The organism is Bartonella sp. AA81SXKL (assembly GCF_042196945.1).
Taxonomy (GTDB): domain Bacteria; phylum Pseudomonadota; class Alphaproteobacteria; order Rhizobiales; family Rhizobiaceae; genus Bartonella.
The window spans coordinates 1-787 of sequence record NZ_JBHIRH010000187.1; the positions used below are offsets into that span (position 1 = coordinate 1).

1 protein-coding gene is annotated in these 787 nt (G+C 40.8%); it reads right to left on the reverse strand.

Annotation, left to right across the window (positions count from 1 at the left end; genetic code table 11):
- Window positions 1-787: ABC transporter substrate-binding protein (locus tag ACFINZ_RS10490; RefSeq protein WP_375701481.1), on the reverse strand; the 787-nt coding region annotated here is incomplete at both ends.

Sequence of the window (787 nt, forward strand, 5' to 3'; positions counted from 1 at the left end):
CGGTCGTAAAACACGACTAATTTTGACAGGCCCGCCTTTTTTTTCAATATCCAAGATATCCTCTGAAGAGAGATCACGCGCTATATCCACATCACCTTTTTCCAAAAGCAATCTCTGGCTTGCTGATTCAGCGACATGCTGCACTACAATCTGTTTAGTTTTGGGTACGTCATCTCCCCAATAATATTGGCTAGCCTGTAAGACAACTTTCTCCCCTGGAATCCAACGCTCTAATTTATAAGGGCCAACACAAGCCGAATGCGTTGCTAAATATTCATTGCCCATATCGCCATCAACACTCTTTGCTTCAAGTGTTTGGCGATCAAGCAAAGCAGAGGCATAAGACTGTCCAATCACAGTCAAGACAAGTTGGATAGGATAAGGCTTATCCAATTTTAGTTGTAAAGTTTTATCGTCAAGAGCTTGAATATTTGTTTCGACATTGTCTTTAGTAAACCCATAGTTTATCAAAGATTGGGCATAGCCCAACCCTAACTTAACAATACGCTGCATTGACCAAGCGAGATCTTGCGCAGTAGCCTTCCTTCCATCATTAAACTTTAAATCATGACGAAGATGAAAAACAATTCTCGTTCCGCCATCAAAAACATTCCACGACTGAGCCATAGCAGGACGCACTTTTGTAGGATCATTCCGATCATATTGCACCAAGGCACTACAAATATTTGTCAACAATTCACTTGTTACAACCTCAACCGATTGCGCTGGATCAAAACTGCTAATTGAATCAATATTCCAAGCCATCACCAATCTATCTTTAGATGAT